Source organism: Duganella qianjiadongensis, from assembly GCF_009857915.1.
Lineage (GTDB): Bacteria > Pseudomonadota > Gammaproteobacteria > Burkholderiales > Burkholderiaceae_D > Rugamonas > Rugamonas qianjiadongensis.
On record NZ_WWCM01000008.1, the window covers coordinates 146,969 to 173,623 of the forward strand.

24 protein-coding genes are annotated in these 26,655 nt (G+C 61.1%); 16 read left to right on the forward strand and 8 right to left on the reverse strand.

Annotated features, from left to right (window positions below):
- Nucleotides 1-3 precede the first annotated feature (3 nt).
- Both GTP27_RS13305 and kdpE read left to right on the forward strand, forming a co-directional pair.
- Entirely contained in the window at nucleotides 4-2,805 is a 2,802-nt protein-coding gene (locus GTP27_RS13305) for a DUF4118 domain-containing protein (protein ID WP_161039658.1), read from the forward strand.
- A gap of 4 nt (nucleotides 2,806-2,809) precedes the next feature.
- Nucleotides 2,810-3,508, forward strand: a complete 699-nt coding sequence (gene kdpE / locus GTP27_RS13310) for a two-component system response regulator KdpE (RefSeq protein WP_161039659.1) — start codon at nucleotides 2,810-2,812, stop codon at nucleotides 3,506-3,508.
- Between the two features lie 14 nt (nucleotides 3,509-3,522).
- On the opposite strand, the gene GTP27_RS13315 is transcribed toward kdpE, so the two are convergent.
- The 4 genes from GTP27_RS13315 to GTP27_RS13330 form a co-directional block, all read right to left on the reverse strand.
- On the reverse strand, nucleotides 3,523-4,437 hold the full coding sequence (locus GTP27_RS13315) for a GNAT family N-acetyltransferase (RefSeq protein WP_161039660.1): 915 nt from the start codon (nucleotides 4,435-4,437) through the stop codon (nucleotides 3,523-3,525).
- Between the two features lie 167 nt (nucleotides 4,438-4,604).
- Complete coding sequence (locus GTP27_RS13320) at nucleotides 4,605-5,774, reverse strand: vWA domain-containing protein (RefSeq protein WP_161039661.1); 1,170 nt, start codon at nucleotides 5,772-5,774, stop codon at nucleotides 4,605-4,607.
- 1 nt (nucleotide 5,775) lies between these two features.
- On the reverse strand, nucleotides 5,776-6,390 hold the full coding sequence (locus GTP27_RS13325; RefSeq protein WP_161039662.1) for a GNAT family N-acetyltransferase: 615 nt from the start codon (nucleotides 6,388-6,390) through the stop codon (nucleotides 5,776-5,778).
- Nucleotides 6,390-7,244 carry an AAA family ATPase gene (locus tag GTP27_RS13330; protein WP_161039663.1) on the reverse strand — a complete coding sequence of 285 codons (855 nt, stop codon included), beginning with the start codon at nucleotides 7,242-7,244 and terminating at the stop codon, nucleotides 6,390-6,392. Before GTP27_RS13330 ends, GTP27_RS13325 begins: the two co-directional genes overlap by 1 nt.
- 220 nt (nucleotides 7,245-7,464) lie before the next feature.
- On the opposite strand from GTP27_RS13330, the gene GTP27_RS13335 reads away from it, so the two are divergent.
- Together GTP27_RS13335 and GTP27_RS13340 are read left to right on the forward strand one after the other, a co-directional pair.
- Complete coding sequence (locus GTP27_RS13335) at nucleotides 7,465-7,797, forward strand: c-type cytochrome (protein WP_155432863.1); 333 nt, start codon at nucleotides 7,465-7,467, stop codon at nucleotides 7,795-7,797.
- A 10-nt stretch (nucleotides 7,798-7,807) separates the two neighbouring features.
- On the forward strand, nucleotides 7,808-8,149 hold the full coding sequence (locus GTP27_RS13340; RefSeq protein WP_161039664.1) for a c-type cytochrome: 342 nt from the start codon (nucleotides 7,808-7,810) through the stop codon (nucleotides 8,147-8,149).
- A gap of 127 nt (nucleotides 8,150-8,276) precedes the next feature.
- Here the strand turns inward: GTP27_RS13340 and GTP27_RS13345 are convergent, their stop codons facing one another.
- Both GTP27_RS13345 and GTP27_RS13350 read right to left on the reverse strand, forming a co-directional pair.
- A complete protein-coding gene (locus GTP27_RS13345; protein ID WP_161033618.1) occupies nucleotides 8,277-8,699 on the reverse strand; it encodes a DUF1841 family protein in 423 nt (140 codons plus the stop codon).
- Nucleotides 8,700-8,806: 107 nt separating this feature from the next.
- Nucleotides 8,807-9,466: an RNA pyrophosphohydrolase gene (locus GTP27_RS13350; protein ID WP_161039665.1), complete on the reverse strand. Its 660-nt coding sequence runs from the start codon at nucleotides 9,464-9,466 to the stop codon at nucleotides 8,807-8,809.
- A 203-nt stretch (nucleotides 9,467-9,669) separates the two neighbouring features.
- Between GTP27_RS13350 and GTP27_RS13355 the strand changes: the two genes are divergently transcribed.
- Both GTP27_RS13355 and GTP27_RS13360 read left to right on the forward strand, forming a co-directional pair.
- Nucleotides 9,670-11,406 carry a proline--tRNA ligase gene (locus GTP27_RS13355; protein WP_161039666.1) on the forward strand — a complete coding sequence of 579 codons (1,737 nt, stop codon included), beginning with the start codon at nucleotides 9,670-9,672 and terminating at the stop codon, nucleotides 11,404-11,406.
- Nucleotides 11,407-11,423: 17 nt separating this feature from the next.
- Nucleotides 11,424-12,014, forward strand: coding sequence for a lytic transglycosylase domain-containing protein (locus GTP27_RS13360; protein ID WP_371865922.1), 591 nt, complete (start codon nucleotides 11,424-11,426; stop codon nucleotides 12,012-12,014).
- 112 nt (nucleotides 12,015-12,126) lie between these two features.
- Here the strand turns inward: GTP27_RS13360 and GTP27_RS13365 are convergent, their stop codons facing one another.
- The gene (locus tag GTP27_RS13365; protein WP_155432867.1) at nucleotides 12,127-12,516 is read right to left on the reverse strand and encodes an SWIB/MDM2 domain-containing protein; all 390 of its coding nucleotides are present in this window, start codon (nucleotides 12,514-12,516) and stop codon (nucleotides 12,127-12,129) included.
- A 183-nt stretch (nucleotides 12,517-12,699) separates the two neighbouring features.
- Nucleotides 12,700-14,067 carry a signal recognition particle protein gene (gene ffh, locus GTP27_RS13370; RefSeq protein WP_161039668.1) on the reverse strand — a complete coding sequence of 456 codons (1,368 nt, stop codon included), beginning with the start codon at nucleotides 14,065-14,067 and terminating at the stop codon, nucleotides 12,700-12,702.
- A gap of 207 nt (nucleotides 14,068-14,274) precedes the next feature.
- Here ffh and GTP27_RS13375 point away from each other — a divergent pair, with 207 nt between their 5' ends.
- The 10 genes from GTP27_RS13375 (at nucleotide 14,275) to GTP27_RS13420 (ending at nucleotide 26,224) form a co-directional block, all read left to right on the forward strand.
- A complete protein-coding gene (locus tag GTP27_RS13375) occupies nucleotides 14,275-15,213 on the forward strand; it encodes an ABC transporter substrate-binding protein (RefSeq protein ID WP_371865926.1) in 939 nt (312 codons plus the stop codon).
- Nucleotides 15,213-16,052, forward strand: coding sequence for an ABC transporter permease (locus GTP27_RS13380; RefSeq protein WP_202416763.1), 840 nt, complete (start codon nucleotides 15,213-15,215; stop codon nucleotides 16,050-16,052). Before GTP27_RS13375 ends, GTP27_RS13380 begins: the two co-directional genes overlap by 1 nt.
- Entirely contained in the window at nucleotides 16,052-16,849 is a 798-nt protein-coding gene (locus GTP27_RS13385) for an ABC transporter ATP-binding protein (RefSeq protein WP_161039670.1), read from the forward strand. The genes GTP27_RS13380 and GTP27_RS13385 overlap by 1 nt, the downstream gene beginning before the upstream one ends.
- A 22-nt stretch (nucleotides 16,850-16,871) precedes the next feature.
- Nucleotides 16,872-17,675 (forward strand): cytochrome C assembly family protein, encoded by an 804-nt coding sequence (locus tag GTP27_RS13390; RefSeq protein ID WP_161039671.1) that lies wholly within the window; start codon nucleotides 16,872-16,874, stop codon nucleotides 17,673-17,675.
- Complete coding sequence (locus tag GTP27_RS13395) at nucleotides 17,672-17,944, forward strand: PP0621 family protein (RefSeq protein ID WP_161039672.1); 273 nt, start codon at nucleotides 17,672-17,674, stop codon at nucleotides 17,942-17,944. The genes GTP27_RS13390 and GTP27_RS13395 overlap by 4 nt, the downstream gene beginning before the upstream one ends.
- Nucleotides 17,945-17,950: 6 nt before the next feature.
- Nucleotides 17,951-19,633, forward strand: a complete 1,683-nt coding sequence (locus GTP27_RS13400) for a sensor histidine kinase (protein WP_161039673.1) — start codon at nucleotides 17,951-17,953, stop codon at nucleotides 19,631-19,633.
- A gap of 12 nt (nucleotides 19,634-19,645) precedes the next feature.
- A complete protein-coding gene (locus tag GTP27_RS13405; protein WP_161039674.1) occupies nucleotides 19,646-21,157 on the forward strand; it encodes a sigma-54-dependent transcriptional regulator in 1,512 nt (503 codons plus the stop codon).
- Nucleotides 21,154-21,816, forward strand: coding sequence for a 1,6-anhydro-N-acetylmuramyl-L-alanine amidase AmpD (gene ampD / locus GTP27_RS13410; protein WP_371865923.1), 663 nt, complete (start codon nucleotides 21,154-21,156; stop codon nucleotides 21,814-21,816). Before GTP27_RS13405 ends, ampD begins: the two co-directional genes overlap by 4 nt.
- A gap of 276 nt (nucleotides 21,817-22,092) precedes the next feature.
- A complete protein-coding gene (locus GTP27_RS13415) occupies nucleotides 22,093-25,005 on the forward strand; it encodes a ribonucleoside-diphosphate reductase subunit alpha (RefSeq protein ID WP_161039675.1) in 2,913 nt (970 codons plus the stop codon).
- A 91-nt stretch (nucleotides 25,006-25,096) separates the two neighbouring features.
- Nucleotides 25,097-26,224: a ribonucleotide-diphosphate reductase subunit beta gene (locus GTP27_RS13420; protein ID WP_161039676.1), complete on the forward strand. Its 1,128-nt coding sequence runs from the start codon at nucleotides 25,097-25,099 to the stop codon at nucleotides 26,222-26,224.
- Nucleotides 26,225-26,655: the final 431 nt, after the last annotated feature.

Sequence of the window (26,655 nt, forward strand, 5' to 3'; positions counted from 1 at the left end):
TCCATGTTTTCTAGTGAAAAGCTGCGGCCCGGCCGCCCCGATCCCGATGCGTTGCTGGCGCAGGTGCAGGCACAGGAACGCAAGGCGGCGCGCGGCAGGTTGCGCATCTATTTTGGTGCTTCGGCCGGCGTCGGCAAGACCTACGCCATGCTGGCGGCCGCGCACAAGCTGCAGGCCAGCCCCGTGCCCCCCGTGCTGCTGGTGGGCGTGGTGGAAACCCATGGCCGCAGCGAAACGGCGGCCATGCTCGATGGCTTGCCGCTACTGCCTATGCGCCAGGTGGCCTATCGCGGCAAAAGCATCGCCGAATTCGATATCGACGGCGCGCTGGCACAGCATCCGGTCCTGATACTGATAGACGAACTGGCACATTCGAATGCGCCCGGTTCGCGCCATCCCAAGCGCTGGCAGGATGTGGAGGAATTGCTTGATGCCGGCATCGATGTTTTCACCACCGTCAATGTGCAGCATCTGGAAAGCCTGAACGATGTGGTGGGCGGCATCACCAGCGTACGCGTTAGCGAGACGGTGCCCGATACGGTCTTCGATCAGGCCGACGAGGTGGTGCTGGTCGATATTCCGGCGGATGAATTGCTGGCGCGGCTGAAGAGCGGCAGGGTGTATCAGGCGGCGCAGGCGGAACGGGCGGCGCGCAATTTCTTCCGCAAGGGGAATCTGATCGCATTGCGCGAACTGGCGTTGCGGCGCACCGCCGACCGGGTCGAAGGCGACGTGCGGGCCTATCGGGTCGAACAATCGATAGACGCGATCTGGAAGACCGGCGCGGCCCTGCTGGCCTGCGTGGGGCCACGTCCCGGCGGCGAGCACACGGTACGCAGCACGGCGCGGCTGGCCAGCCAGCTGGGCACGGCCTGGCACGCGATTTATGTGGAAACCCCAGCCTTGCAGCGTTTGCCTGCCGTGCAGCGTGAACAGATACTGCAGACGCTCAAGCTGGCGCAGGATCTGGGCGCGGTGACGGCAGTGATCTCGGCGCAGGATATCGCGGCGGCGGCGGTCGATTATGCCCGCAGCCACAATCTGTCCAAGCTGGTGCTGGGGCGCACGCGGCGCAACTGGCCGTGGCAGGCCAGTGCGGGCAGGCAGATCACCCGGCTGGCGGGCGAGCTGGATCTGATCGAGATAGGCGCGGCGGATCAGGACAGCTCTGGCGGCACGCCCGGCGGCTACGGCAAACCTGCGTACGGCAGCGTGCCCGATCTGGATGAAGCCCGGGACGATGGCGAAGGCAGCTATCTGTGGCGGCGCAAACAGGGTTATATCTGGGCAGCGGCGGCCAGCCTGTTTACTGCGCTGGCGGCAACGCCCCTGCTGGCATGGCTGGACCTGGCCAATATCGCCATGCTGTTCCTGCTGGTGGTGGTGCTGGTGGCGTGGCGTTTTGGCCGTGGACCGTCGGTGCTGGCTACCTGCGTCAGTGTGGCCTGTTTCGATTTTTTCTTTGTGCCGCCGCGCTTCGACTTCGCCGTTTCGGACTTCCAGTATCTGATCACTTTTGTCGTGATGCTGGTGGTGGGACTGTTCACTGGCCACCTGACTTCCGATCTGCGCTTTCAGGCGCGGGTGGCCTCCAACCGCGAAGCGCGTTCGCGCGCGCTGTATGAATTTTCCCGCGAGCTGTCCGGCGCCTTGCAGACCGAGCAGATTTTCGAAATTACCCATCAGGCCATACAGCGGGCGTTTCGCGCCCGTGCCACGCTGATCGTGCCGGACGAGCACGGGCGTTTGCAGCTGCCCCGTCTGGGCGGCGCCGACGCCGCCACCTACCGTCATGGCGCGGCGCTGGATCTGGCGATCGCCCAGTGGGCGTTTGATCGTGCCGAGAGTGCCGGTCTGGGCACGGATACCCTGCCGGCCAGCCGCATCTTTTACCTGCCGCTGGTCGCCCCCATGCGTACCCGTGGCGTGCTGGCCATCGAACCCCAGCACCGGCGCTGGATTCTGATTCCGGAACAGCGCCAGCAGCTCGATACCTTCGCCGCGCTGGCAGCGATTGCGCTGGAGCGCGTGCACTATATCGAAGTGGCGCAGAATGCGCTGGTGAATATGGAGTCCGAGCGTCTGCGTAACTCTCTGCTGGCGGCGCTGTCGCATGATTTGCGCACGCCTTTGACGTCGCTGGTCGGCCTGTCCGAGTCGCTGGTGATAGCGCGTCCGCCCCTGTCCGAGGCACAGCGGCTGACCGCCAGCGCGCTGCACGAAGAAGCCCTGCGTATGAGCACGCTGGTGGCCAATCTGCTGGACATGGCCCGCATCCAGAGTGGTGAAGTCAAGTTCAACCTGCAATGGCAGGCGCTGGAAGAGGTGGTGGGCAGCGCGCTGCGCGCCAGTGCCTCGCAGCTGCGCCAGCATACCGTGGTGACGCACCTGCCGGCCGATCTGCCGCTGGTACAATTCGACGCTGTGCTGATCGAGCGGGTGCTGTGCAATCTGCTGGAAAACGCTGCAAAATATACTCCGCCCGGTGCGCAGATCGTGCTGGCGGCGCAGGCGCGCGGTACTCTGCTATGCGTCAGCGTGTGCGATGATGGTCCGGGCCTGCCGCCCGGCCGCGAGGAACAGCTGTTTGAAAAATTTACCCGTGGCGAACGCGAATCGAACAAGCCGGGCGTGGGGCTGGGGCTGGCGATCTGCCGCGCGATTATCGAAGCGCACGGCGGCAAGATAGCGGCCGTGCCTACACCGCTGGGCGGCGCCGGTTTTGAATTCACCCTGCCGCTGGGCACGCCGCCGCTGCCACCGGAACCGGACCTCGACGCACCCGCAGCAACACAGGACGCCTGAAACCATGAGTGAGCTATCCCCGACCGCCCTGCTGGTCGAAGACGAACCGCAGATCCGCCGTTTTGTGCGCGCCGCGCTGGAGCAGGAGGGCTGGCAGGTGCACGAAGCGGCAACGCTGCAGCGCGGCCTGATCGATGCGGGTACCCGCAAGCCCGATCTGATTGTGCTCGATCTGGGCCTGCCCGACGGTGACGGCAACAGCTTTATCAGCGACGTGCGCAAATGGTCGCAAGTGCCGATCATCGTACTGTCGGCCCGTGTTGGCGAGGAGGACAAGATCGCCGCGCTCGATGCCGGCGCCGATGACTATCTGGCCAAGCCCTTCGGCGTGGGCGAGCTGCTGGCACGTATGCGCGCCACTTTGCGGCGCCAGCGCCAGCCGCTGGCGGATGCCGCCGGTCTGGTGAGTTTTGGCGACGTCTCGGTGGATATCCGCAACCGCCGCGTGCTGCGCGCCGGCCAGCCCGTGCACCTGACGCCGACCGAATTCCGCCTGCTGTCGGTGCTGGTGGCCAACGCCGGACGGGTGATGACGAATGTGCAGCTGCTGCGCTCTGTATGGGGGCCGGCGCAGTCGGAAAATGGCCACTATCTGCGCATCTACATGGGCCATCTGCGCCACAAGCTGGAAGCCGATCCGGCCCAGCCGCGCTATCTGCTGACGGAAACGGCAGTGGGCTACCGGCTGCAATTGCCGGGCTAGACGGCAACAGCCTGCTAGCATTCGCGGCGCAGCATGACGTAGCCGAATCTGGATACGTCGGTCTGGGCAAAGCCGCGTTTCAGCAGCATGGAGAGCATGGTCGATTCGGGCCGGCAGGCCGCGATGAGCGTGCGCTGCTTGTAGTGCGAGCAGAAGAAGTCGACCATCAGGCTGCCCAGTCCCTGGCCGCGGTTACGCGGATCAACCACCATGGCGTGCAGTTCGCGTGACAGCACATCCTTTTGATCTACGCCGAGCAGCATCATGTAGCTGCGCACTTCGCCTTCGGATTCGGCGACCCAGAATTCGATAGGAACGGTGCACTGTCCGCCCGACCAGACATCACGCAGGGCGCTGCCCTGCAGAATGCCGGCGCGGAAGCTTGAATCGAGCGCAGCCTGACGGACGCTGTCGGTGATCACCTGATCAAAGCTGCCACTACTGGCTGCCAGCGAAGTGAGGTGAATTATGGCCGGCACGTCATCGGGAACCGCGCGCCGGATCGAGGATTCGAGATGGCGCAGGTGGCGTTCGTGCTTGAAACTGCTGCGGATGTGGCGCGCATGTTCCAGTATATGATTGCGCTGCCGGCGCAGTGCCAGAGCAATCAGCGCCATGCAGCCATAGAAAGCCGCACTTTGTAGCACATCGTAGGTGAGCATCAGCGCGGATTGATGCTGCGCCCGCATCAAGCTGAAATCGATGACCCGGGCGGCAGTTGATAAAACCACAAATAGCAAGGCCGGCCAGCGACCGAACCACCACGCCGCCAGTGCGGTGGGGATGCACAGGAAGGGGGCATAGGAAATGCTGGCCCCGGTGTCCATATCGAGCAGGAAGATCAGAGCTTCCAGCAGCAGCAGGGAGAGCAGCAGCTGGCGTGGGCGGAGCCGGCGCAGCCGCTCCGAAAAAGTTCGTTGGTATAGCATGGTTGCTGAAATCCCGTGACAGCTGGGGCTGGGGTGTCTAAGGGCCTACAGGCTAAAGCAGGTACACCCCAAGAGCAACTTGAGGTTTGTATGTAATTGTATCCTCGCCTTGTGACGGAGGCCAAACAGCAGGGCTTGCTGTGTGGCTCCGGCATGATATTTCTCAACTATTTGCTAAGGGTACGCATGGCCCGTTCCAGCCCGTCCATGGTAAGCGGGAACATGCGCCTGTTCATCAGCTGGTCGATGATGGAAATCGACTGGCGGTATTGCCAGACGCCGGCCGGCTCGGGATTGAGCCAGACGAATTTGGGGAAGGTAGCGGTAAAGCGCTGCAGCCAGACCGCACCGGCCTCCTGATTGTTGTACTCCACCGAGCCGCCCGGTTGCAGGATTTCATAGGGACTCATGGTGGCGTCGCCGACGAAAATCAGCTTGGTATCGGGCGGGTATTTGCGCAGGATGTCCCAGACCGGAAAGCGCTCGGCATGGCGGCGGCGGTTGTTCTTCCACAGGTAGTCATAGACGCAGTTGTGGAAGTAGAAGAACTCCATGTTCTTGAATTCGCTGCGGGCAGCCGAGAACAGTTCTTCCGTGCGTTCGATGTGGTCGTCCATGGTGCCGCCCACGTCGAACAGCATCAGCACCTTGATGTTGTTCTTGCGCTCGGGCTGCATCTTGATATCGAGGTAGCCGGCATTGCTGGCCGTGGCGCGGATGGTGGCGTCCAGCGCCAGTTCTTCCGCTGCCCCCAGACGGGCAAACTTACGCAGGCGGCGCAGTGCGACCTTGATGTTGCGCGTGCCGATTTCGCGTTCGCCGTCGTAATCCTTGTAGTTGCGGGCTTCCCACACTTTGACGGCCGTGCGGTTGCCGCCCTTGCCGCCTATGCGTATGCCTTCCGGATTGGTGCCGCCATGGCCGAACGGCGAGGTGCCGCCCGTGCCTATCCACTTGCTGCCGCCTTCGTGGCGTTCCTTCTGCTCCTTGAGCAGTTCCTGCAGGCGGTCCATCAGCTTGTCGTAGCCGTATTTTTCCAGCGCGGCGCGCTGCTCTTCGCTCAGCTCGCGCTTCATGCGCTGCACCAGCCAGTCCAGCGGGATGGTGCCGTTTTCCTCGAAAGCGGCCTGTATGCCTTTGAAATACAGGCCGAAAGCGCGGTCGAACTTGTCGAAATGGGCTTCATCCTTGACCAGCGTGATGCGGGCCAGATAGTAGAAATCATCGAAGGAAGTGCCTATCACCTGCTTCTGCAAGGCCTCCAGCAAGGTAAGGAATTCCTTGATGGTGACGGGGATCTTGGCGTCCCTTAAGGCATAGAAAAAATCGATCAGCATGTCAGACGGTTCCGTGTTGCGCCAGCTTGTAGCGCAGGTGCGCCTTGATTTCCGGCCATTCGCCTGCCGTGATGCTGTACATGACGGTGTCGCGCACGCTGCCGTCGCGGCGCAGGGCGTGGTGGCGCAGCACGCCATCCTTCTTGGCGCCCAGCCGTTCGATGGCCGCTTGCGAAGCGTGGTTGAAATTATCCGTGCGCAGACCGACCAGCGCCGCGCCCAGCGTTTCGAAGGCGTGCGTCATCAGCATCAGCTTGCAGGTAGTGTTGACGTGGCTGCGCTGCACGCTGCGCGCATACCAGGTGTAGCCGATTTCGAGGCGGGCAATGGCCGGCACGATATCGTGGTAGCTGGTGGTGCCCAGCACTTTGCTGCTGGTCGCATCAAGTACGGCAAAGGCCAGTCGCTCCGGGCGCTGGCCCAGCGCTTTGTCTATGTAGGCATCGACCTGATCGGGCTCGGGCACGGAGGTTACGCGCAGCTTCCACAGTTCGCCGTCACTTGCGGCAGCGCGCAGGCCGTCCGCATGCTGCGGGCCCAGTGGTTCGAGGCGCACGCCGTGCAGTTCCAGAGTGACTGGCGTAATGGGGGCGGCAGGGTGGGCGAGAGTATGCATCAGCGATTATTCCGTGACATATAGACCAGACGTTCGAACAGATGCACGTCCTGTTCGTTCTTGAGCAGGGCGCCATGCAGCGGCGGCACGATGGCTTTGGCATCGTCGCTGCGCAGGGCTGCGGGGGGAATGTCTTCTGCCATCAGCAGCTTGAGCCAGTCGAGGAATTCCGAAGTGGACGGCTTTTTCTTCAGGCCCTGGACGTTGCGCAGATCGTAGAAGGTTTGCAGCGCCTGCGCCAGCAGTTCCTTTTTCAGGTGCGGGTAGTGCACCTGCACGATCTGCTCCATGGTGTCGCGGTCAGGGAACTGGATGTAGTGGAAGAAGCAGCGGCGCAGGAAGGCATCCGGCAGTTCCTTCTCGTTGTTGGAAGTGATGATCACCAGCGGACGGTGCCTGGCGCGCACCATTTCGCGGGTTTCGTAGACATAGAATTCCATGCGGTCTAGCTCGCGCAGCAAATCGTTGGGGAACTCGATGTCGGCCTTGTCGATTTCGTCGATCAGCAGCACCACCGGCTGGTCTGTTGTAAATGCCTGCCACAGCACGCCCTTGACGATGTAGTTATTGATCTCGCGCACGCGCTCGTCGCCGAGCTGGGAATCGCGCAGACGCGACACGGCATCGTATTCGTACAGGCCCTGCTGGGCTTTGGTGGTTGATTTGACATGCCATTGCAGCAAGGGCATGCCCAGCGCGGCGGCCACTTCTTCGGCCAGCATGGTTTTGCCGGTGCCCGGCTCGCCCTTGATCAGGAGCGGGCGTTGCAGCGTCAAAGCCGCATTCACGGCCAGTTTCAGGTCATTGGTGGCGACGTATTGAGCGGAGCCTTCGAAGCGCGGTGTAGCAGACATGGGGCGTGGATTTCTACAGTAAAAAAGGGAAACGTCAGTATAGGGGAGAACGCTAGAGGCGGGGCTCGGATGCTGCGCGCAACAGAGTCGTGTGGCGTGTGTTGTAATGGCAATGAATTGCGTAGCCGTGCAATATTTCTTGAGTTAGAATCGCAAGCTCAATGCAAATGTCAAGTTTTTGCATCCGCGGTAGTATCCGATTACTTACCTTGCACACACTATGAAAAAAATCTCCGCACTCCTCGTGCTCGCTGGTTGCGCTAGTCTGGCTTCAGCAGCTGACCTCGTGGGCAATGCCCAGAATGCCAAAGCAAAGATTGAAATGTGTATCGGTTGTCACGGGATTCCCGGCTACAAAGCCAGCTTCCCCGAGTCGTTCCAGGTGCCCATGATCGGTGGCCAGTCGGCCAAGTTCATCGAAGGCGCACTGAAGGCCTACCAGAAGGGCGATCGCAAGCATCCCAGCATGAAGGGGATAGCGGCCAGCCTGTCGGATCAGGATATCGCGGATGTCGCAGCGTACTATTCGCAGCAAACGGCTAGCGCAAAATAAGGATAGGGACATGAAAAAACTGTTAATCGCACTGGCATGCGCCACCGTGTCCTACTCCGCTGTTGCGGGTGGCAATATCGAAGCAGGCAAAGCCCTGACGGAGAAATACAGCTGCTTCGCCTGCCACGGCAAAGATTTCAATAGCCCTATCGATCCGAGCTATCCCAAGCTGGCCGGCCAGCACAAGGATTACCTCGTGCATGCGCTGACCGCCTACAAGCGCGGCGATGCGGCCAATGGCCGTAACAATGCCATCATGGGTGGTCAGGTCAAAGCCCTGAGCGATCAGGATATCGGCGATATCGCAGCTTATCTGCACAGCCTGCCGGGCAGTCTGGTGTCGCACCGCTAAGCTTTAAGCTAGTTACCGACGGGGTCAGATCGGGCATCGTGCAGCCTCAGAGGCGGCATGCTTGTCCGCTCTGGCCCCTGTTGCCTTGTCGGCCGGGCCTGCACGTTGCCCGACCTGACCCCGCTCTCTAGAGCAGGCGGCGCACCGCTTCGATATAGGCGGCGCCGTCAGGCTGGGTGCCGTTGCGCTGGGCGTTCCAGATCATTTCACCGAGGCATTCCATGATGGCGTGCTGGGCGGCGTGAGCGTCGTCCAGTTTCAGCGTCAGGGCCGTGGCCGCAGCGCGGATGCCGGGTGGCTGGTCGATCGAGATTTGCTCGTCGATCGACAGGTGCATGGAGAGATGCAGAAAGGGGTTGCTGACGTTGCCGCCCGAGTAGTCGCGCGTCAGAGCCTGCTCGACATCGGCCAGCACGTCGTGGTATTCGGGATGGTGGCGTATCCAGTCGCTCGCCATGGCTTCAAGCGGCGTCAGGAGTTCGTTGGCCCGCTGCTTGCGGAAGGTCTCGCAGAAGAAGCGGCGGACGTCGTCGGAAGATGGATTAAACATGGCGCTATTGTACCTGCTAGGCTAAAGGCCAGTAGGCAAGAGCGGAAACGTCAACGGGACAGCATGCTGTCCCGTTGACGTTTGTTGCGCCGCAATGCTGGCTATTCTCAGCTGCCCTTAACGGTTTCAGCGTTGCTGCTGATCGTTGGCTGGGCTATTTCTGCTGCATTGCCGCATGCGGTGACCGGGGTACTGCTTGCCGCTGCGGCGGCGCTGTTCTGCCCGGCAGCCGGCGGGTTGTTGCGCGGCTGGCGCAGATAGCGGGCGCCGTGGCGACGTTCCTGACCATTGGCCGGCCAGGTCAGAAAACGCGACAGCTCCTGCAAAGCGCGCTGATACACATCGCGCTTGAATTCAATCACCACATCCAGCGGCACCCAGTAGTCATGCCAGCGCCAGGCGTCGAACTCGGGGTGGTCGGTCAGGCGCAGATTTACATCGTTGTCGCGTGCGCACATGCGTAACAGGAACCAGATCTGCTTCTGGCCACGGTAATGGCCACGGATTTCCCGCTTGATAAAGTGATCCGGTACCTCGTAACGCAGCCAGTCACGCGTGCGACCGACGATTTTTACATGTTCTGCCCTTAATCCGATTTCCTCTTCCAGCTCCCGGTACATCGCCTGTTCCGGCGTTTCTCCATATTTAATGCCGCCCTGCGGAAATTGCCATGAGTGCTCGCGCACCCGTTTACCCCACCACACCTCGTTCTGGGCGTTTAGCAGGATAATGCCGACGTTGGGCCGAAACCCTTCACGATCGAGCATATTGCACCTCAATACTTTCTGCGACCGAGCTTCCTGCTTATATTTTTGCCCACAAAACCGCACGCCGGCACGTCTTTCGGGGTACGAAAGCGGCCGCACAGGCATCTATTGAACGCATTTGTATAAAGTATGGACGCATCAGCCAGCTAATCCTTTAAAATTAGGTTGATTATAACCCTCTCTTTTTAAAAAGAATTCACCGTATGCGCGCCTCACGATTTTTTATTTCCACGCTTAAAGAAGCTCCTTCCGACGCCGAGATCGTCAGCCACCAGCTGATGATGCGCGCCGGCATGATCAAACGCCTCGGTTCCGGCATCTATACCTATATGCCCATGGGCCTGCGCATCATCCGTAAAGTCGAAGCCATCATACGTGAAGAGATGAACAAGGCCGGCGCGATCGAGCTGCTGATGCCGCTGGTACAGCCAGCCGAACTGTGGCAGGAGACGGGCCGCTGGGACAAAATGGGTCCGGAACTGCTGCGCGTGAAAGACCGCCACGGCCGTGATTTCGCCATCCAGCCTACTTCGGAAGAAGTGATTACCGATGTGGTACGCACGGAAATCAAATCCTACCGTCAGCTGCCGTTGAATTTTTACCACATCCAGACCAAGTTCCGCGACGAGCGCCGTCCACGCTTCGGCCTGATGCGCGGCCGCGAGTTCACCATGAAGGATGCGTATTCCTTCGACCGCGATCTGGCTGGCATGCAGCTGTCCTACCAGCGCATGTTTGACGCTTACGTTTCGATCTTCAACCGCTTCGGTCTGAAATTCCGCGCCGTGGCAGCCGATAATGGTGCCATCGGCGGTACCGGTTCGCACGAATTCCACGTGATTGCCAGCACCGGCGAGGACGCGCTGGTGTACTGCGCCGATTCCGACTATGCCGCCAATATGGAAGCGGCCGAAGCACTGCCGCTGGCGGCCAGCCGTCCGGCCGCTGCCGAAGCGCTGACCAAAGTGGCGACGCCCAACGCCACCAAGTGCGAAACCGTGGCCGAACAGCTCAAGCTGGACCTGAGCCGCACCGTGAAAACCATCGCCCTGACGGTGGAAACGGAAACCGACGGCAAACTGGCTAAACAGTATTTCATGTTACTGTTGCGCGGCGACCACGAACTGAACGAAGTCAAGGTCAACAAAGTGCCGGGTCTGGGCGCTTACCGCTTCTCCACCGAAGCGGAAATTCTGGAAGTCTACGGCTGCGTACCGGGCTATCTGGGGCCGGTCGGCACCAAGGCGCCGGTCACCGTGGTGGCCGACCGCACCGTGGCCAACATGGCCGATTTCGTCTGCGGCGCCAATGACGCCGGTTTCCATTACACGGGTGCCAACTGGGGCCGCGACACGGCCGAACCGAATATCGTGGCCGACCTGCGCAATGTGGTGGCCGGCGACGCTTCGCCGGACGGCAAAGGCGTGCTGTCCATCGAGCGCGGCATCGAAGTGGGCCACGTATTCCAGCTCGGTACCGCTTACTCGGAGTCTATGAAAGCCACCTATCTGGACGAAAACGGCAAACCGGCACCGCTGCAGATGGGTTGCTACGGTATCGGCGTGACCCGTATTCTGGGCGCTGCCGTCGAGCAGAACTTCGACGACAAGGGCATCATCTGGCCCGCCGCACTGGCGCCGTTCGAACTGGTGCTGTGCCCGATGGGTATGGACCGCAGCGAAGCGGTGAAGGAGGCCACCGAACGTCTGTATGCCGAAGCCGTGGCAGCCGGCATCGACGTGATTCTGGATGACCGTGGCCTGCGTCCGGGCGGCATGTTTGCCGACTGGGAGCTGATCGGCGTGCCGCACCGCGTGGTGATCGGCGACCGTGGTCTGAAAGAAGGCAATCTGGAATACCGGGGCCGTCGCGATAGCGAAGCGACTGCCGTGCCGGTGGCCGATGTGATCAGTTTCATCAAAGGCAAGATCGCAGCGTGAAACCGCAAAGCAGGCTAGTGCGATGGATAGTCGCGGCAGTATTACTGGCCGCGACACTCCCTGCGCTGGCCGGCAATCAGAAGGAAGAAGCGCTGGCCGACTCGGTACGGCTGGCGCTGGCCAACGCCATTCGCGATGCGGCGCCGCCCCAGCCCAGCTTCCGCACGGAAGCGGAGCGCCAGCGCTACCAGCAGTGGCTGGAGCAGATGTCGGCGCGCCTGCAACGGCGCCTGCCCGACCAGCAGACCCGTACCGAATTCCTTGCCACCGTGTGGTATGAAGCGCGCCGTGCCGGGCTCGATCCGGCCATGGTGCTGGGGCTGATACAGGTGGAATCGGCCTACCGCAAATACGCCGTGTCGATGGTGGGCGCGCGCGGCTATATGCAGGTGATGCCGTTCTGGACCAGTGTGATCGGCGACCATAACCGCAGCGCGCTATTTAATATGCAGACCAATCTGCGCTATGGCTGCGCCATCCTGCGCATGTATCTCGATATGGAAGCAGGCAATCTGTTTCTGGCGCTGGGCCGCTACAACGGCAGCCGCGGCAAGTCCGATTATCCGAATGCCGTACTGGCAGCGTGGAACCACTGGAAACTGCAATAGGCAGGCGTCACACGATACGCTGGGTATCGGCGCCAGAAGGCTAGATCAGGGAAGGGGAAGAGCAGATAAAGTCGTAATCCTTTGCGAGAAAGGACTACGACTCCGGTGGGTATTACTTCAGGTGGTCGGAAATGAGCTTGGTCATTTCGAACATGGACACCTGGGCTTTGCCGCCGAATACAGCTTTCAGCTTGTCGTCGGCATTGATCATGCGGCGGTTGGCCGGATCCTGCAGGTCGAGCTTCTTGATGTAATCCCAGACTTTTTTGGTGACTTCCGTGCGTGGCAGCGGCGCAGCGCCTACCACGGCGGCCAGTGCGGCCGATGGGGTCATGGCCTTCATGAAGGCGGCGTTAGGTTTGCGCGGTGCGGCCGGCGCTTTTTTCACTGCGGCAGGCTTGGCGGCTGCTGCTTTGGCTGGTGCGGCTTTCTTCGCGGCTGCCGGTTTAGCGGCCGCAGCTTTCTTGGCGGGTGCTGCTGGGGTTTTTTTGGCTGTTGCCATATTCGAGCCTCCTTAACGAACACATGGAAAAATTGCGCAATTGATCGCACCGGTTAATATTGGTGGTGATTTGCGCTATGTGCAAGTGTTTTTCGCGTTTTTTCCCGGAAACACCACGTAAACACAGGCCGAGGCACAACGTTGCGGGGCACTTGCCCCGCATTTCCCTGCTAGCGGCTATGCCTAGCGCATGCCCGGCATCATGCCCTTCATCGAGCGCATCATCTTCATCATGCCGCCGCCCGAGAGTTTTTTCATCATGGTCTGCATCTGCTCGAACTGGGTCAGCATGCGGTTCACTTCCTGCACCTGCACGCCGGCGCCGGCCGCAATACGGCGCTTGCGGGTGGCTTTGATCAGCTCCGGCTTGGCGCGTTCCTGCGGCGTCATCGAATCGATAATGCCGACCATGCGGCGCACCTGCTTGTCCGCCTGATCCATGTTGGCGCCGTTGGCAGCCTGCTGGAACTGGGCCGGCAGCTTGTCCATCAGATTGGCCATGCCGCCCATTTTCTTCATCTGGCCTAGCTGGGCCTTGAAGTCGTTCATGTCGAACTTGCCGCCCACCTTGATCTTGTTGGCCAGATCGGCAGCGGCCTTGCTGTCCACGCCTTTGCGGGCTTCTTCCACCAGCGCCAGGATGTCGCCCATGCCCAGCACGCGGTTGGCCATGCGGGCGGGATCGAAGGCTTCCAGACCATCGAGCTTCTCCGACACGCCGGCAAACTTGATCGGCTTGCCCGTAATGTGGCGTACCGACAGCGCTGCACCGCCGCGCGAATCGCCATCGAGCTTGGTCAGCACGATACCGGTCAGCGGCAGCGCATCGTTAAACGCCTTGGCCGTGTTGATGGCATCCTGACCCAGCATGGCGTCGACCACGAACAGGGTTTCGATAGGCTTGACGGCGCTGTGCACGGCGGCGATTTCGCGCATCATCTCTTCATCGATACCGAGACGGCCCGCCGTGTCGATGATCAGCACATCGTGGTAATGCTTCTTGGCCCAGTCCAGTGCCGCCAGAGCGATATCGACCGGCTTGTCCTGCGCGGTGGAAGGGAAGAAGTCGGCGCCGACCTGGCCGGTGACGGACTGCAGCTGGGCGATCGCGGCCGGACGGTAGACGTCGGCCGAGACGGTCAGCACTTTTTTCTTCTTCTCTTCTTTCAGGTATTTGGCCAGCTTACCCACCGTGGTGGTTTTACCCACACCCTGCAGACCGGCCATCAGGATGATGGCAGGCGGCTGCTGGGCGAAGCTGAGCTGGGTGGCTTCCGCGCCCAGATCGGCACCCATCAGGGCAGCCAGTTCGCGCTGCACCACACCTACCAGCGCTTGTCCCGGCGACAGCGAGGCGATGACTTCTTCACCCAGCGCCTTTTCTTTGACGCGGGCGATAAATTCGCGCACGGCGGGCAGGGCCACGTCGGCTTCGAGCAGGGCCATGCGCACTTCGCGCAGCATTTCAGCGGTGTTGGCTTCCGTCAGGCGGGCCGCGCCGCGCATGGTTTTAACGACCTTGGCAAGGCGTTGGGTAAGATTGTCTAGCATGTTGAACCCAGAATAAAACAGTGGCCGCCATTTTACCCCATCCACTGCGCCTAGTCGCCGCATGGGGCGCGCTTATGGTTTATATTCCTGTATGGACACGGACAGCGCAGGCTGGGCTGTTGCTATGATGCAGAGAAAACAAGAACCCGGAGGATGAACACGATGAAACGTACGATCTGGTGGAAAACCCTGGCGCTGAGCGCCGTGATGACGCTGCAGGCCGCAGCGCCAGTACAAGCGCAGGAAGTGGTGCGGCTGGGGAACCTGAAATTCGCCCACTACGGCGCCGTCTCCTATATTAAAGAGATCGCCCCCAAATGCGGCATCAAGGTGGAAGAGCGGGTGTTCGCCAAAGGGCTGGACGTGATGCAGGGGATCATCGCCGGCGAGCTTGATGTCGGCACCACTGCCTCCGAAGCGGCCATTTCGGGCCGTGCCAGCGGCGCGCCCATCGTGGTGGTGGCCGGCTTTGCCAAGGGCGGCGCACGACTGGTCAGCCGCGCCGACCTGAAACTCAAATCCGTCAAGGACCTGAAAGGCAAGCGGGTAGGCGTTACCCGTGGCGGCATACAGGAAGTGCTGCTGCTGGCCGAGCTGCAGATGGCAGGCCTGACGGCTTCCGACCAGCCGGGCAAGGATGTGCAGCTGATCTATCTGGCCTTCGCCGATCTGAATCAGGCGCTGCTGGGTAAAAACATCGACGCCATGATGAATTCCGAACCGCAGTCCTCGCAGGCCATCAACAAAGGCTTTGGCACGGAAATCATCAAGCCTTACGACACCCCGATCGGCGAGCCTATCCGCACCATGGTGATGACGGAGAAGTTCTATAAAGAGAAGCGTGCGCTGGCCGAGAAATTCATGCGCTGCTTCGTGGAAGCCACCAAAACCTTTATCGACCAGCCGGCAGTGGCCGAGAAGTATGTGCGCGAAACTGTGTTCAAGGGGCAGATCAGCAAGGATGATTTCGACGATGCCATCGGCAATTCGCCATATTCCTACGACATCACGCCGGAACACATCCAGATCACTACCGACGTGATGTTCAAGACGGGCGTGGGCCGCATGGCCAAACCGCCCGCTGCTAAAGAGTGGGTGCGTACCGACCTGCTGGAAGCGGCCAAGAAAAGCGTAGGGATCAAATAATGGCCGGGGCGGCGCGCAAAGCAGGGCGGGGCTGGCAGCAGCTGGCCGTGGGCATGATCGTGCCCATCATCGTGATCGCCGTGTGGCAGCTGGCAGCCACCATGGGCTGGGCCAATCCGCAGATGCTGCCATCGCCGCTGGCGGTGGCCGAGCGCTGGCTGGCCTATCTGCTGCCTGTGCAGCCATACAGTGCGGAGCAGGGCAGCTGGCTGGCGTGGGCGGTATCGGGTGAGCTGATCGTCGATGCGCTGGGTAGCCTGTACCGCGTGGCGCTGGGCTTTGCCATCGGCGCGGCGCTGGCGCTGCCGTTAGGCTTGCTGATGGGCGCCAGCCCGCTGGTGTATGCATGGTTTAATCCGCTGCTGCAGCTGCTGCGCCCGATTCCGCCCATTGCCTATATTCCGTTGTCGATTCTGTGGTTCGGGCTGGGTAATGCGCCGGCCGTGTTCCTGATCGTGCTGGGCGCCTTTTTCCCCGTGCTGATGAATACCATCGCCGGGGTGCGCCAGGTGGACGGCATCTATCTGCGCGCGGCGCGCAATCTGGGCGCCAGCGGCAGCACGCTGTTTATCCGCGTGATCCTGCCTGCGGCCGTGCCGTATATATTGTCGGGGGTGCGCATCGGTATAGGCACCGCCTTCATCGTGGTGATCGTGTCTGAAATGATCGCCGTGAACAACGGCCTGGGTTTTCGCATACTGGAAGCGCGCGAGTACTTCTGGTCGGACAAGATCATGGCCGGCATGATTACCATCGGCCTGCTGGGACTGGCCATCGACAGCGCCGTCAACAAACTGAATAACTATCTGCTGCGCTGGCACCGCGGTCTGGAGAACTAATGGATAGCGCACATATCAGCGTAGCCCACGTCAGCAAGGTGTTCCAGACCGAGGAACGCGCCGTGGTGGCCCTGCAGGACATCAATCTGGAAATCCCGCGCGGCCAGTTTGTCTGCCTGCTGGGCCCCTCCGGCTGTGGTAAATCCACCCTGCTCAATGCTATCGCCGGCTTTGCCCCGCCCAGTAGCGGCAGCATCGTGGCCGATGGCCAGACGGTGAGCGCACCGGGCCCGGAACGGGGCATGGTGTTTCAGGAATACGCGCTCTTCCCCTGGATGACGGTGGCGGAAAATATCGCTTTCGGCTTGCAGATCAAGGGATTAGCGAAAGCCGAGATCAGTGCGACGGTGGACCGGCTGCTGGCCATGCTGTCGCTGAGCGACTTCCGCAGCCGCTATCCGAAAGACCTGTCCGGCGGCATGCGCCAGCGGGTGGCGATCGCCCGCGTGCTGGCGCTCGATTCGCCCATCATGCTGATGGACGAACCGTTCGGCGCGCTCGATGCGCTAACCCGGCGCAACCTGCAGGACGAGCTGCTGCGCATCTGGGCCGAACTGAAAAAGACCATTATTTTTGTCACCCACAGTATCGAAGAGGCCATCTATCTGGCCGACCGCATCATCGTCATGACCTACCGGCCCGGCACGGTGAAGCGCGATCTGATGGTGGAACTGCCGCGCATGCGCGATCCGGCGGCGGCGGAATTCAATGCGCTCAAGCGTGAACTGGGGCAGCTGGTGATGGAGGAACAGCAGCGCCACCATAACGATGAGCTACGCATGGCTGCCGTCGACTGAGCGATAGTGTAAACTGGGGCTTATGCAGAATTTCCTACTCATCGCAGCCATCGTGCTGTACCTCGTATGTGCGGCGCTGCCATCGCGCCGTTCCGGTCTGATATCCGCCATGACGGCACTGGCCTGGCTGCTGCATGGCGCCGGCCTGTGGTTCGATCTGGTCAGCGTCGGCACCATCCGCCTCGGCTTTGCGGCCATGCTGTCGTCGGCGCTGTGGGTGTCGGTGGCTGCTTACTGGGTGGAGAACCGCAACTTCAGCCTCGATAGCATGCGCCATCTGGTGATGCCGAATGCGGCGCTGGTGGTAGCCTTGCAGGTTGGCTTCCCCGGCAGCGTGATCGCGCTGGAAGACAAATCGCCCCTGTTCGGCTGGCATATCGCCATTGCCACCATGGCTTACAGCACCCTCACGGTGGCGGCTTTCCATGCCGTGCTGATGGCGCTGCAGGAGCGCCACCTGCATGCCGCCACCCAGCGCAAGACCTTTCTGTCGAATGCGCTGGATCAGTTGCCTGCCCTGTTGACCATGGAAAAGCTGTTGTTCCGTATGATCAGCTTCGGCTTTGCCCTGCTCAGCCTGACCGTATTTTCCGGCATCGTGTTCTCCGAACAGGTGTTTGGCCAGGCCCTCAAGTGGGACCATAAATCCGTGTTTACCCTGCTGTCATGGCTGCTGTTCGCGTCCCTGCTGGCAGGCCGCCGCTTCCGCGGCTGGCGTGGCCGCACGGCGCTGAGTTTCACCCTGGCCGGTTTTGCCACCCTGCTGCTGGCCTATGTGGGCAGCCGCTTCGTGCTGGAAGTACTGCTGCATAAGGGGGGCGTATGAGCCGTCTGCTATTCTGGCTGGCGCTGATTTTCCTGATCGGTTTCGCCATCCGCAGCAAGATCCGCGAGGCGCAGAAGCGTCAGCAGCCGTTCAACCAGCCGCCGCCGGCTGGCCCGGCGGCAGGTGCGGCGCGGCAGAATACCAGCGCCGAAGTGGAAACCATGTTGCAATGCGCCCATTGCGGCGTGTTTTATCCCGCTTCCGAAACGGTGCAGGCGCGCGGGCGCGACTACTGCAGCGCGGCCCACGCGGCCATGCCCTCTGCCTGAGGCAGCGTGGATTCCGGCCACTTCGCCGTTCCGGCCGAATCGCGCGCCTCGTTCTGGCGTTCACTACAGACTCTGAGCATTTCGCGCGTGGTGATCGCGCTGGTGCTGCTGGTCTACCTGAGCTTTGACCGCAACGGCCTGCGTGCCGATAGCTCCTATCTGAACTTGCAGCTGTGCGTGCTGTATCTGGCGCTGGCGCTGGCGTTTGCCCTGCTGGCCGTGTACTGGCAGCAGCGCTTCCGCTGGCAGTTACTGGGCCAGATTACCGCCGATCTGGCCATCATTTCCCTGCTGTTTATCGTGGGCGGCGGCTTGCGCAGCGGGCTGGCCATCCTGTATCTGTTCCCGCTGGCGGGCGCCGCCATTCTCGCGCCGCTGTTGCTGTCCCTGTTCTGCACGGCGCTGGTGGCGCTGTTCATGCTGGGCGAAAGCATCTGGCGCGTGCTGATGCTGGAGACGGAACGGCCGTTTCTGCAGGCCGGCCTGTATGGTGCCGCCTTCTTTGCTACCGTGCTGGTGGTGAACCGCATGGCGGCCCGCCTGATCGGGCAGGAAGAACTGGCCATACGGCGCGGGGTGGAAGTCAATGTGCAGCAGGCCATCAACCAGCTGGTCATGGCCAATGTGGGCGACGGCATCCTGGTGGTTGACCGGGCCGGTCTGGTTTATGCCAGCAATCCGGCGGCGCAGCAGATGCTGGGCATGCTGGGGGCCCAGTCCGATTTCACGCTGGCCGACGCAGGCGCGCTGGCGCCGCTGGCCGAAGCTTACGCGGCATGGTGCGAGGAGCGCAGCCGCAGCACGGCCTATATCACCATCAAGCCGTATGCCGACGATGCCCTGCAGCAGGTGACGGCCGCGTGGAGCGTGCGGCGCGACTTCTCGGCCCACCTGAAAGTACGCTTTGCGGCGGTAGATACGGCGCGGCTGGGCACGGAGCGCAGCGTGATCTTCCTGCAGGACGTGACGGGCATCGAAAATCAGGCGCAGCAGCTCAAGCTGGCTTCGATGGGCCGGCTGACTGCCAGCATCGCCCATGAAGTGCGCAATCCGCTCTCGGCCATCGGCCATGCCACGGCTTTGCTGGGCGAGGACATGACGGATGGCGTGCAGACCCGGTTGCTGAAGATCATCGGCGATAATGTCAGCCGGGTGAACCGCATGGTGGAGGACATCTTGCAGCTGTCGCGCAAGGTGCAGCCGCATAATGAACCGCTGGCGCTGGAGGGCTTCCTCACTGAGCTGGTGCAGGAATTTGTCGAGACCCATGGCCTGCCCGCAGATATGCTGGGGTTGACGCTGGTAGCGGCGGCGCCGGTGCGCTTCGATGCGCTGCATCTGCGCGAAGTGCTGCTTAACCTGCTCAATAACGCGGTGCGCTATGCCAGCGGCGGCCCCGCTTCGATCCGGCTCGATCTGCGCAGCATACCCTCGCGCGCGCTGGAACTGCATGTGCAGGACGATGGCCCCGGCATAGCGCCCGAGGTGCGCGCCCACCTGTTCGAGCCGTTCTACACTACCTCCAGCAAGGGCACGGGGCTGGGATTGTATCTGGCGCGGGAACTATGTTTGAATAACGAGGCACGGCTAGACTATGAATATCGTTTCGATGGTCAGCAGGATGCCAGCGGCAAGCCGCGCTCCAGCGGGCGGTTTGTCATTACTTTCGCCCATCCGGCACAGAAGTAGAAAGGTAGCTTGATGACTGTTCGATTCCCTCGCGTGCTGGTGGTGGACGATGAAGCCGACCTGCGCGAGCTGCTGGAACTGACCTTGCTCAAGATGGGGCTGGAAGTCGATTGCGCCGCCACGCTGGGCGAGGCGCGGGCGCTGCTGGCGCAGGCAGGCGTGGAATACCAGCTGGTGCTGACCGATATGCGTCTGCCCGATGGTCTGGGGCTGGAGCTGGTGCGCGAGGTGAATGTCAGCCACCGCAATACGCCGATCGCGGTGGTCACGGCCTTTGGCAGTGCGGAGAATGCCGTGGTGGCACTGAAGGCGGGCGCCTTCGACTATATTTCCAAACCGGTGGCGCTGGATCAGCTGCGGGTCATGGTGCGTTCGGCCCTGCGCCTCAGTGCCGGCGCGGCGGAAGACGAGGCGCCGGCAGCCAGGCCAGCGCCCAGCCGGCTGCGCGGCAGTTCGGCGGTGATCGAAGCGCTGCGTGCGCAGATTGCCCGGCTGGCCCGCTCGATGGCGCCGATCGCCATCAACGGCGAATCAGGCAGCGGCAAGGAGCTGGCGGCACGTGAAATCCATGCCCAGAGTTCGCGCGCAGCCAAGCCTTTTATCGCCGTCAACTGCGGTGCGATACCGGAAGCCCTGATGGAAGCCGAGTTTTTCGGCTACCGCAAGGGCGCGTTCACCGGCGCCGCCGACGAGCGCGACGGCTTCTTCCAGGCCGCCAATGGCGGCACCCTGATGCTCGACGAGGTGGCCGATCTGCCGCTGGCCATGCAGGTCAAGCTGCTGCGCGCCATACAGGAGCGGCGTGTGCGCAAGATAGGCGCCACCGCCGAGGAGCCGGTGGATGTGCGGATTATCAGTGCCACCCACAAGAATCTGGCCCAGTGCGTGGAACAGGGCAGCTTCCGGCAGGACTTGTACTACCGCCTGAATGTGATTGAACTGAGTCTGCCGCCTCTGCGTGATCGGCTCGATGACCTGCCCGTGCTGACCGACGGCATACTGGAGCGGCTCGGCACTTTCGAATCCGAGGTCAGGCTGGGCGAAGGCGTGCTGGACGCGCTGCGCAGCTATTCCTTCCCCGGCAATGTGCGCGAGCTGGAAAACATACTGGAACGGGCGCTGGCGTTTGCCAATGATGGCGTGATCGAAGTGGCCGATCTGGCGCTCAAGGGCGCACGCATGGTGGAGGCTACCGTGCCGCTGCCCACACCGACCACGCCGGCGCCGTTTCTGGCTGCCAGCGAAGCGGCGGCCATACGGCTGCCGCCAGCGGATGGCGCGGCGGCCATGGCCGCCGCGCAGGTTGCCGCGCTGCCCGCAGAAGAGTGGCCACCGCTGCCGCAGATCGATGTGCTGCCGCCGAATCTGCCGGAATTTCTCAACCGGATCGAGCGCGAGCTGATATTAAGAGCACTGGCGCAGACCCAGTTCAACCGCACCCAGGCCGCCCAGCTGCTGGGCATCAGCTTCCGCCAGCTACGCTACCAGATGCAGAAGCTCGACATACAGGAGCCGGAAGCGTGAGCCGGCCGCCGGACGCAGCCGGGCAGGGCGTGGTGCTGCCGGATGATGCAGGCTGGTGGCCGCTGGCACAGCGCTACGACAGTCCGCACTGTGACGAGCGGCCCGATCCGGCCGATATCAGCCTGCTGGTGATCCACAATATCTCGCTGCCGGCCGGCTGTTTCGGCGGTCCGCACGTGACTGACCTGTTTACCGGCCGGGTCGATTATAATGCTGACCCTTCGTTTGCCGACCTGCGCGGTCTGAAGGTGTCCAGCCACTTTTTTATCCGCCGCGACGGCCGTGTCATGCAGTATGTTTCTGCTAACGCGAGGGCGTGGCACGCAGGGCGTTCGGCGTTCCGCGGGCGGGAAAAATGTAACGACTATTCGATCGGTATCGAGCTGGAAGGCAGCGATGAGACGCCGTTCGAAGCCGCCCAGTACGAGGCGCTGGCGACGCTGACACTGGCACTGCAGCAGCGCTATCGGCTGGCCGATGTGCTAGGTCATGAACACATCGCGCCGGGCCGGAAAACCGATCCCGGAGTGTTGTTTGATTGGTCACTCTATGAGCAAATCTGGCGCAAAAAGTGGCAGTTGCTGAGTCCGCAAACAGGCACGTTAGTGAGTGCTCTCGGCGAACTGCGCTTTGTAAAAGGGCTCCCGCAAAGTCAATAGAAAAATTGCCGTTTATAGCAAAATTTCCACTTGTCTTAGCCCACTCCGATCACTACAATCAGTGTATCGATTCGCGTCTATCACTAGATATAGTAGTTCCCAAGACACTGGTTCTTAAACTATCTGCAATGCCTTAAGACCAGTCGATCACGCTTTTATTGCAGCTTATTTGGCATCTCATCAGCCAGCAGCCAGGGCTGAGTGCAGTATTTCGGCCTTTTTTATACAACATTACGTCGCGCAGCACTGACTGCACGCTGTTTTCGGGGAGCTTAAATGCAATCTACTCAAGACATCACCATCAATCCGGCACTGGTACCTTCAGTTGCTGCGAGCACCGCCAGCAGCCCGGTTACGGCCGCCAGCGACCTCGGTGACTACCGCATCATCCGCCGTAACGGCGCGGTTGTCGCGTTTGAACCGTCGAAGATCGCCGTGGCGATGACCAAAGCCTTCCTGGCCGTGAATGGCGGTCAGGGTGCTGCGTCGGCACGTATCCGCGAACTGGTAGAACAGCTGACCGCCAGTGTGGTGGCAGCACTGGTGCGCCGCCAGCCTTCGGGCGGTACCTTCCACATCGAAGATGTGCAGGATCAGGTAGAACTGGCGCTGATGCGCTCGGGCGAACATGATGTGGCGCGCGCCTACGTACTGTACCGCGCCAAGCAGATGGAAGAGCGCCGTGCCGCCAAGGAGGCCGCTGGCGCCACCGCTATCGCTGCACCGCAGATTCACGTAGTCGAAAACGGCGAGCGCAAGCTGCTGGAACTGGACCGCGTGTCGAACCTGATCAATGCCGCCTGCGCCGGTCTGGAAAAGCACGTCGATGCCGACGCGATTCTGGCCGAGACCATGAAAAACCTGTACGACGGCGTGCCGGTGGAAGAACTGCACAAGTCGGCCATTCTGGCGGCCCGCGCCCTGATGGAAAAAGATCCGGCCTACTCGCAAGTGACGGCCCGCATCCTGCTGCACACCATCCGTAAGGAAGTCTTCGGCAAGGAAGTGGCACAGGCTGCCGCTGCCGCCGAGTACGTGAGCTACTTCCCGCAATACATCGCCAAAGGTATCGCTGCCGACCTGCTCGACACCAAACTGGCCGAATTCGACCTGGCCCGTCTGGCCAAGGCTCTGGTGGCCGACCGCGACCTGCAGTTCGGCTACATCGGCCTGCAGACCCTGTACGACCGCTACTTCCTCCACGTGCGCGACATCCGCATCGAAATGCCGCAGGCTTTCTATATGCGTGTCGCCATGGGTCTGGCCCTGAACGAAACCGACCGCGAAGCGCGCGCCATCGAGTTCTACAACCTGCTGTCGACCTTCGACTTCATGTCGTCCACCCCGACCCTGTTCAACTCGGGCACCCAGCGTTCGCAGCTGTCGTCGTGCTACCTGACCACCGTTTCCGACGATCTGGAAGGCATCTACGACGCCATCAAGGAAAACGCACTGCTGGCCAAATTCGCCGGCGGTCTGGGCAACGACTGGACGCCGGTACGTGCACTGGGCGCCCACATCAAGGGTACCAACGGCAAATCGCAGGGCGTGGTGCCGTTCCTGAAAGTGGTCAACGACACCGCTGTAGCGGTCAATCAGGGCGGCAAGCGTAAGGGTGCTGTCTGCGCTTACCTCGAAACCTGGCACATGGACATCGAGGAATTCCTCGACCTGCGCAAGAACACCGGCGACGACCGCCGCCGTACCCACGACATGAACACCGCCAACTGGATTCCGGACCTGTTCATGAAGCGTGTGATGGAAAAAGGCGACTGGACCCTGTTCTCGCCTTCGGACACCCCGGACCTGCACGATCTGGTCGGCAAAGCCTTCGAAAAAGCCTATCTGGCCTATGAAGCCAAGGCCGCTGCCGGCGAAATCCGCGTCTCCAAGAAAGTGGCTGCGCTGGACCTGTGGCGCAAGATGCTGTCCATGCTGTTCGAAACCGGCCACCCATGGATCACCTTCAAAGACCCATGCAACATCCGTTCGCCACAGCAGCACGTGGGCATGGTACACAGCTCCAACCTGTGCACCGAGATCACCCTGAATACCAATGCCGACGAAATCGCCGTCTGCAATCTGGGCTCGGTCAACATGCCAGCCCACATGAAAGAGGGCAAGCTCGATCACGTCAAGCTGAAGAAGACCATCCGCACCGCCATGCGCATGCTGGATAACGTGATCGACATCAATTACTACGCCGTCGACAAAGCCCGCAACGCCAATATGCGTCACCGTCCGGTCGGTCTGGGCGTGATGGGCTTCCAGGACTGCCTGCACATGATGCGCATTCCTTACTCGTCCAACGAAGCCGTGGCTTTTGCCGATACCTCGATGGAAGCGGTGTGCTACTACGCCTATCTGGCTTCGACCGAGCTGGCCGAAGAACGCGGCCAGTACCAGTCGTACAAAGGCTCGCTGTGGGACCGTGGCATCCTGCCACAGGATTCCGTCAAGCTGCTGGCCGAAGAGCGCGGCGGCTATCTGGAGCAGGATCTGTCGTCCAGCATGGACTGGGCACCGGTACGCGAACGCATCCAGAAATTCGGTATGCGTAACTCGAACTGCGTGGCGATTGCGCCAACCGCCACCATTTCGAATATTATCGGTGTGTCGGCCTGTATCGAGCCGACCTTCCAGAATCTGTACGTGAAGTCCAACCTGTCGGGCGAATTCACCGAGATCAACGCCTATCTGGTACGTGACCTGAAAGCACGCGACCTGTGGGATGAAGTGATGATCTCCGACCTGAAGTACTTCGACGGCTCGCTGGCCAAGATCGACCGCATCCCGCAAGATCTGCGTGATATTTATGCAACCGCCTTCGAAGTCTCGCCGACCTGGCTGGTGGAAGCGGCTTCGCGTCGTCAGAAATGGATCGATCAGGCGCAATCGCTGAATATCTACATGGCAGGCGCGTCCGGTAAGAAGCTCGATGAGACCTACAAGCTGGCATGGCTGCGTGGCCTGAAAACCACCTACTACCTGCGTACCATTGCAGCGACCCACCTGGAGAAATCCACCAGCCGTACCGGCGTGCTGAACGCCGTGGCGGTCGATGGCGGTATTTCGGCCAGCGCGGCAGCAGCAGCGCCGGCAGCACCGGCACCGGTGGTGGCTGAAGGCGCGGCTTGCTACCTGCGTCCGGGCGACGACGGTTTCGAGGAATGCGAAGCCTGCCAGTAAAAACTCTGCGGCCGGCCCATCGTGCGATGGCCGGCTGCTCCGATTTAATTAGAAACTTAATTAATCCAACCGAATTCTGAAGGAAAACACTATGTCGCTGTCCTGGGACGATGAGGCCACTACGGCCGTACCACAAGCTGTAGGTCAATCTGTAACTCAAGCTGCACTGGAGTCGGGCGAAGCGAGCGCCGAGCAGGTAGCCCTGCGCGTGAATGCCGACGACAAGCGCATCATCAACGGTAAAACCGACGTCAACCAGCTGGTACCGTTCAAATACAAATGGGCTTGGGATAAATACCTGGCCGGCTGCGCCAACCACTGGATGCCGCAGGAAGTGAATATGCAGCGCGATATCGAGCTGTGGAAGAACCCCAACGGCCTGACCGAAGACGAGCGCCGTCTGGTAAAACGCAATCTGGGCTTCTTCGTGACGGCCGATTCGCTGGCTGCCAACAACATCGTACTGGGCACCTACCGCCACATCACGGCACCGGAATGCCGCCAGTACCTGCTGCGTCAGGCCTTCGAAGAGGCGATTCACACCCACGCCTACCAGTACATCGTCGAGTCGCTGGGGCTGGACGAGGGCGAGATCTTCAATGCCTACAACGAGGTCAAGTCGATCCGCGACAAGGACGAGTTCCTGATCCCCTTCATCAACACCCTGACCGATCCTAAGTTCACCACCGGCACGGTGGAAAGCGACCAGACCCTGCTCAAGTCGCTGATCGTGTTCGCCTGCCTGATGGAAGGTCTGTTCTTCTACGTCGGCTTCACCCAGATTCTGGCGCTGGGCCGTCAGAACAAGATGATGGGCGCCGCCGAGCAGTATCAGTACATCCTGCGCGACGAATCGATGCATTGCAACTTCGGCATTGACCTGATCAACTCGATCAAGATGGAAAATCCGCTGCTGTGGACCCCAGCCTTCAAGGAAGAAATCAAGCAGCTGTTCCTGCGCGCCGTGGATCTGGAATACGCCTACGCCGAAGACACCATGCCACGCGGCGTGCTGGGTCTGAACGCTACCATGTTCAAAGGCTACCTGCGCTTCATCGCCAACCGTCGTGCTACCCAGATCGGTCTGGAGACGCTGTTCGATCAGGAAGACAATCCATTCCCATGGATGAGCGAGATGATCGACCTGAAGAAAGAGCGTAACTTCTTCGAGACCCGCGTCACCGAATACCAGACCGGTGGTGCGCTGAACTGGGACTAAATGTCCGGCCTTATGGTCACGCCGAAAAACGGATCCTGCGGGATCCGTTTTTTTTTGCGCGCGCGCTTCGATTGCGGCGCTTGCCATTCGCCGCGCTCTGTCTCATAATCGCGACGAATTTGAAAACGGTGTGCTGTACTTGCGTAGTGTCGCGGCGGTGGCGCTGCCGGAGCAGCAAACAGCAGCGAACGGAAACCGATCCGGCACCGGAGCTATACAAAGAAACCCTGATGGAATAAGGCGCGCTTTGAAGTGCGAAAATTCCGTCGGAGTTCTTCCGGCGCGCTTTCCGGCACGATGGAGTGCGCGTAGCGGCAAGCAGGCGAGGATGTGAAGCAGCAGTTTATGTGCCGGAAGGTGAGACGGATCGCAGTACGCAGAAAAAAATGCGCGTGATTCCGTATCGTGCCGGTTGCGCAACGACAAGGTTT